Annotated in this window: 6 protein-coding genes; all 6 read right to left on the reverse strand. The window is 33.3% G+C overall.

Going from position 1 to position 7049, the window contains the following annotated elements:
• Window positions 1-6: 6 nt before the first annotated feature.
• The 6 genes from CN514_RS19090 to zwf all read right to left on the reverse strand — a co-directional run bounded on the left by CN514_RS19090 (window position 7) and on the right by zwf (window position 6726).
• Window positions 7-321: an iron-sulfur cluster biosynthesis family protein gene (locus CN514_RS19090; protein WP_098233959.1), complete on the reverse strand. Its 315-nt coding sequence runs from the start codon at window positions 319-321 to the stop codon at window positions 7-9.
• Window positions 322-343: 22 nt separating this feature from the next.
• Window positions 344-1402 (reverse strand): lactonase family protein, encoded by a 1059-nt coding sequence (locus tag CN514_RS19095; protein WP_098233960.1) that lies wholly within the window; start codon window positions 1400-1402, stop codon window positions 344-346.
• Window positions 1403-1518: 116 nt separating this feature from the next.
• Window positions 1519-2184, reverse strand: coding sequence for a fructose-6-phosphate aldolase (gene fsa, locus CN514_RS19100; RefSeq protein ID WP_098233961.1), 666 nt, complete (start codon window positions 2182-2184; stop codon window positions 1519-1521).
• Between the two features lie 48 nt (window positions 2185-2232).
• Entirely contained in the window at window positions 2233-3126 is an 894-nt protein-coding gene (gene gnd, locus CN514_RS19105; protein WP_098233962.1) for a phosphogluconate dehydrogenase (NAD(+)-dependent, decarboxylating), read from the reverse strand.
• A 93-nt stretch (window positions 3127-3219) separates the two neighbouring features.
• Window positions 3220-5214 (reverse strand): transketolase, encoded by a 1995-nt coding sequence (gene tkt / locus CN514_RS25835; RefSeq protein ID WP_176525974.1) that lies wholly within the window; start codon window positions 5212-5214, stop codon window positions 3220-3222.
• Window positions 5215-6726: a glucose-6-phosphate dehydrogenase gene (gene zwf, locus CN514_RS25840; RefSeq protein WP_176525973.1), complete on the reverse strand. Its 1512-nt coding sequence runs from the start codon at window positions 6724-6726 to the stop codon at window positions 5215-5217.
• Between the last annotated feature and the right edge of the window lie 323 nt (window positions 6727-7049).

Consider the following 7049-nt stretch of genomic DNA (forward strand, 5'->3'; position numbering starts at 1 on the left):
TTAAACTTATTTAATATAAGTTAATCCGATTCGATTATTAAAAATTTGATTTCGATTTTTGAAAACAAATGATCCCTCAACATAATCAATCACTAGTTGGTCTTCGTATACATCTTCAAAATTTTTATTTACCATAAATTGAAACTGGTCTCCAATTATCATTTTTTCATTAGGACCACATTCTCTTTTATTAATAACTTTTATCTCATAAATGTTATTAACGACATCACAGCTTCCACGGTCAAATTCTAATTGAAGTATTTTATTTTGATCTACTGCGCCAAGTATTTCTTTGGCTGCATCAGTTATTTTAAAATCCATATTAAAAGTCTCCTAATTTAGATTAAGCGTTTAAAAATTTCACACATACTGCTTCAGGTACTTGTACATCTGATTGAAGCACTGTTAATTTTCCAGTAGTTTTATTTCTTGCATATAAAACTAGATTCCCTGACATTTCGTTTGAACCAACTAAATAGTTCTCAGATGGATCTAAAACGAAATCTCTTGGCCAATTTCCCTCACTTGAAGTAATTTCCACTAATTCAAGCTTACCAGTATCTTGATTTACACTAAATACTGCGATACTATTATGACCACGATTTCCTGCATATACGAATTGACCGTCTTTTGAAATATGAATGGCACTTCCTTGATTGTTTTCAGTAAAATCGCTAGGAATTGTAGAAATATATTGTATATCAGTAAAGCTTCCATCTTCATTTAATTGTAGCGCAATTACTTCTGAACTTAGTTCCGTCATAATATAAGCGAACTTTCCATTCGGATGGAATGTGATATGACGCGGCCCACTTCCTGGTTTAACAGATAGACTGCTTACTTCAATTAAAGAATTGTTTTCGATTTTATATGTAATTAATTTATCGATTCCTAAATCAATTGCGGCTACATATTTTTCATTTAATGTATAACCAGAATAATGGGCATGAGGTTTTTCTTGGCGCTCTTTATTTGGACCTGTTCCCTCATGTTGCATAATCGATTTAACCTCACTAGTAAAACCATTTTCTTGATTGATTTTATATAATTCAATTGTACCTTTATGATAATTTGCTGTAACAATATTTTGTTTACCTGAGTCAACGCTAATATGACAAGGTGAAGCGCCTTCATTAAGCTGTTCATTTAATTTTTTAAGCTCACCACTGTTTTCATCAATCGAATAAACAGCAATTCCACCTAAGTTTCCTTCTTTTACAACAGCATATAGATTCTTATTGTCTTCACTAATTGTTAAATAAGTTGGATTTCCCAATTCAGCAACCGGTTTAACATCCGTTATTCTTTCATTTTCTGGATCAAGCGTAAATTGATAAATACCTTTGCTTTCACTTTTTGTATATGTACCTACATAACCAACAAATTTCTGATTCGAATTCATTACTATTTCCTCCTCTATACCTTGTTTTTATGTAAATACCCCCATTTCATAGCTACAAAATGAGTTTCAATGAAGATGGGGGCTTTATACTTATTAGATTTAAAGTTTGTTACAGATTATAATGAAGTTTTTGCCCAGTCAGCAGCAAATTTTTCAATACCTTGATCTGTTAATGGGTGTTTAGATAATTGCTCAATAACACTGTAAGGAATTGTTGCGATATGAGCTCCAGCTAATGCTACACGAGTAACATGGTCTGGGTGACGAACTGACGCAGCAATGATTTGAGCGTCCATATTATGAACTCGGAATAATTCAGCAATTTTAGCAACTAATAATACGCCATCTTCAGAAATATCGTCTAAACGACCTAAGAATGGAGATACATAAGTAGCACCCGCTCTAGCTGCTAATAATGCTTGGTTAACAGTAAAGATTAATGTTACGTTTGTTTTAACACCTTTTTTCGTTAAGTAGCGGCAAGCTTCTAAACCAGCAAGTGTCATTGGTAATTTAATTGTAATATTTTTATCTCCACCGTTTATTTTAATAAGCTCGTCAGCTTCAGCGATCATTTCTTCAGCAGATACAGCATTTGGCGTTACTTCAGCAGAAACAGATTCTACTTCAGGAACTAATTTTAAAATTTCTTCGATACGGTCTTCGAATTTAACGCCTTCTTTTGCTACTAAAGATGGATTTGTCGTTACTCCAGATAATACGCCCATTTTATAAGCTTTTTGGATGTCTTCTACATTAGCTGTGTCAATAAAAAATTTCATTTTTAAATTCCTCCAATTTTTAGGGATATTTCCTATTTTATACTTTATTTATTTCTTTTCAACTGCATGTCCACCAAATTCATTACGAAGAGCCGCAACAACTTTACCTGTGAACGTATCGTTATCTAATGAACGGTAGCGCATTAATAATGACATTGCAATAACTGGTGTAGCAGCTTGAAGGTCTAGAGCTGTTTCAATTGTCCATTTTCCTTCACCAGATGAATGCATTACGCCTCTAATTTCATCAAGTTTAGCATCTTTTGAGAATGCATTTTCAGTTAATTCCATTAACCAAGAACGAATGACAGAACCATTATTCCATACTTTCGCAACTTTTTCATAATCATAATCAAAGTCACTTTTTTCTAATACTTCAAATCCTTCACCGATTGCAGCCATCATACCGTATTCGATACCATTATGAACCATTTTTAGGAAATGTCCACTACCAATTTTACCAGCATATAGGAAACCATTTTCTACTGCAGTATCTTTAAAGATTGGTTCTACGATTTCCCAAGCTTCTTGGTCTCCACCAACCATATAACAAGCACCGTTACGAGCGCCTTCCATACCGCCTGAAGTACCAGCATCCATGAATCGGATACCATGTTCTTTTAATTCATCATAACGTCTAATAGACTCTTTATAATGTGAGTTTCCTGCTTCAATGATAATATCCCCTTCTGATAAGAATGGTTTAACATCATTAATGACAGAATCTACTACACCATGTGGTACCATAATCCAAAGAACTCTTGGAGTATCAAGATTTTTTACTAATTCTTCTAAGCTTGAAGTACCGACAGCACCAAAGCCTTTCATTTCTTCTACAGCAGCAGTATTTAAATCAAATGCTACTACTTCGTGATTATGATCCATTAAATTTTGACCTAAGTTTAGACCCATTTTTCCTAATCCAATTAAACCAACTTTCATTACGTTATCCTCCCATAATATCTACAGTCATATTAATGTTTTTCTCTAAGTAAAAATTTTTATGTTAAAAAAATAAATAAAATATTATTTAAATCAAGAATTTAATAAAGTTTTACTTACGTTTACTACATTCTTTGTACTAAAACCAATTAATTCCATTACTTCATTACCTGTTCCAGATGCTCCAAAAGTCTCAATTGAGATTTTTTTACCTTTGAAACCAACATAGCGTTCCCATCCAAGTGAAATCCCCATTTCAATTGAAACACGGTTTAATACATGTGATGGTAAAACAGACTCTTTGTGTTCATCTGATTGCTGATCAAATAGCTCCCAGCTTGGCATTGCTACTACACGAACTGATAAGTTTTCTTTTTCTAACTCATTTTTACTATTCACTGCAAGTGACACTTCTGAACCTGTAGCGATTAAAATTAAGTCTGGTTGATCGTTCGTTTCTGTTAAAACATATCCACCTTTTGAAAGATTATCTAATCTAGTTGCTGTTTCTTCAAATACAGGTAAATTTTGACGACTTAATACTAAAGCGATTGGTCCATTTGTATTTTGTAACGCATATGCCCAAGCATTAGCTGTTTCATTTGCGTCTGATGGACGAATAACAGTTAAACCAGGGATTGCACGTAAAGCAGCTAAATGTTCAACTGGCTCATGTGTAGGACCGTCTTCCCCAACTGCAATTGAGTCATGAGTGAATACATATGTTACTGGTAATTTTTGTAATGCTGCTAAACGAATTGATGGACGTAAATAATCATTAAATACGAAGAATGTACTTACAAAAGGCTTAACTCCACCATGTAATGCCATACCATTTGCAGCAGCACCCATCGCATGCTCACGTACACCAAAATAAATATTGCGGCCAGCAAATGATTCTACAGCAAATTTACTTTCATCTTTAATATCTGTCATTGTTGAATGAGATAAATCTGCGCTTCCACCGAAAATTTCAGGAACTGTTTTAATGTAGTGATTAATTGCTTCTCCACTTGCAACCCGTGTAGAGATTGTTTTATTCTCGTCAAAAGTTAATAAATCTTCTGTTTCGATTAAAACTTCACCTTTAATTGCTTTTTCAAGCTGAGCAGCTAATTCTGGGTAAGCTTCACGGTATGCATTAAATAATTGATTCCACTCAACTTCTTTTTCACTGCCTTTTTCTTGTATTTCTTTGAAATGTAATTTAACTTCTTCTGGTACAAAGAAATCTTCTTCGTAGTTCCAAGCATATGCTTTTTTCGTTTCTTTTGCTTCTTCAAGACCTAATGGATTACCATGGGCTTTATTTGTACCAGCCACTTTTGGACTTCCGTAACCAATAATTGTTCTAACTTCAATAATTGTCGGTTGGTCTGTATTTTGTTTAGCTTGTTCGATCGCTTTAGAAACTTCTACATGATCGTTTCCATCTTCTACTCTTAAATATTGCCAGTTAAATGATTCAGCTCTCTTTTTCATATCTTCTGAATAAGAAAGATTTAATGTACCATCTAATGAAATATCGTTTGAATCGTATAATACAACTAACTTTCCAAGTTTCATATGGCCAGCAAGTGACATAGCTTCGTATGCAACACCTTCCATTAAATCGCCATCACCAACTAATGCATAAGTAAAGTGATCGATAATAGAAAGGTTATCTTTGTTAAATTTACCTGCTAAATGAGCTTCAGCCATTGCCATACCAACAGCAGTAGCGATCCCTTGACCTAATGGGCCAGTCGTAGCTTCAACACCATCAGTGTGTCCAAATTCAGGATGACCAGGTGTTTTACTATTTAATTTACGGAAATCTTTAAGGTCTTTGATTGAAACATCGTAGCCTGCAAGATGTAGTAAACTATATAACATACTTGAACCATGGCCAGCTGATAAAACAAAACGATCACGGTCAAACCATTTTGAACTTTTTGGATTATGCTTTAAATGCTCTGCCCATAATGCATATGCCATTGGCGCTGCACCCATTGGTAAACCAGGATGACCAGAATTAGCTTGGTTAATTGCATCAATTGAAAGTGTACGGATTGTATTAATTGATAATGTAGAAATCGAACTCATAATTTAAATACTCCTTTTTAGATCTGCTTTGTTGTTTTCATTTTCTTGTACAAAATCTGTATCTAACCACCATTTGAAACCATCTTCTGCTAATAATTCTTCAGCAGCTGCTGGACCAAATGAACCGGATTTATAAGTATGAAGTGGTACTAAATTTTCTTCAAATGCTTCTAAAATTGGTTGAACCCATTGCCATGACAATTCTACTTCATTCCAATGAGCAAAAAATTTCGAATCGCCTCGTAACGCATCGTAAACTAATAACTCATACGCTTCTGGACGATCTTCTTTATTCGCAAAATACTCAGCTTGTACAGGTTCAATATTACCCTCTACGTTTTTGCTATTTAAATAGAAAGAAACTCTTTCATTAGGATTAATTTCAATAACCAATAAATTTGGTCCATTATTAGTTCTGTTCTTTTTGGCAAGGTTTTGAATCGGGCTTTTAAATTCAAAAACGATTCGAGTAGATTTTTCTTTCATTCTTTTACCTGTACGGATATAGAATGGGATTCCCTTCCAAAAATCGTTTTCGATTAATACTCTAGCTGCTACATAAGTATCATTTTGTGATGAAAACTCAATTCCTGGTTCTTGTCTATATGCAACTACTTTCTTACCATTTTGTTCACCAGAACCATATTGACCTCGAACTACATGAGAAACTACTTCTTCTTTTGATAGAGGTCGAAGAGATTCAAGAACCTTTTTCTTTTCAGCTCTAACGTCACTTGCAGTATTTTGATTCGTTAAATGCATAGCAGACATCATTAACATCTGTAACATATGATTTTGGAACATATCTCGAATTGCTCCAGATTTATCATAATAACCTGCTCGTTCTTCAACTCCGACTGTTTCACTTGCCGTAATTTGAACATTTGCGATATATTGATTGTTCCATAACGCTTGTAAAACTGGATTAGCAAACTCTAAAGCTTCTAAGTTTTGAACCATCGGTTTGCCTAAGTAATGATCAATTCGGAAGATCTCATCTTCTTTAAATGACTTACTTAATTTTCCATTTAAATCTCTAGCAGTTTTCAAGTCACGTCCAAAAGGTTTTTCAATAATTAGACGCTTCCAACCTTTTGTCGTACCAAGTCCACTTTCCTTAATATTTGATGCAATAACTTCAAAAAATTCTGGTGCAACAGATAAATAAAATAATCTGTTTTCAGGTATCTGTAATTCCTGTTCTCTTTCTTTAACTAAATCTAATAAATCAACGAATCCTTCTTTGTTCGTGATATCTAGCTGTTGATAACGAATTGAATCTAGAAATTCTTGGACCATTTTTTGATCTTCTAAAGAACGTCTTGAAAAAGTAATAAGTGATTGCATTACTTGATTCTGAAATTCGTCATTTGAAAAATCTTTCCTACCAATTCCAATGATTGAAAAAGACTCAGGCATCTTTTGGTCAATAAATAAATTATATAAAGCAGGAAAAATTTTTCGTTTTGCTAAATCGCCTGTGGCTCCGAACAATACAAATGACATAGAATCCATTAACTTAACCTCCTCTTAGTCGAACTTTTAACTAGTTGTTAATAAAAAATATATTTTCAAACGATCCTTAATTTTATTTAGAGCTAATGTTAGTTCAAATAATTCATTCCAATTATTCATTCGGAAAATATTTTTTACCCAAACCTATAATACATGAAAAAATTTTTTCTTTCCAATAAAATGCTTATGTTTCTATTTAGTGGATTTTTTTAATTTCATTAAAAAAACCTTAATTAACTTTTTATGTTAATTAAGGCCACGTCGTTGAAAAACAATCTTGTCAATTAATTATCAAATTTTCGTAAAGGAGTAGAGTGATGTTG

The sequence above is a fragment of the Bacillus sp. AFS001701 genome (assembly GCF_002559405.1).
Taxonomy (GTDB): Bacteria; Bacillota; Bacilli; order Bacillales; family Bacillaceae_G; genus Gottfriedia.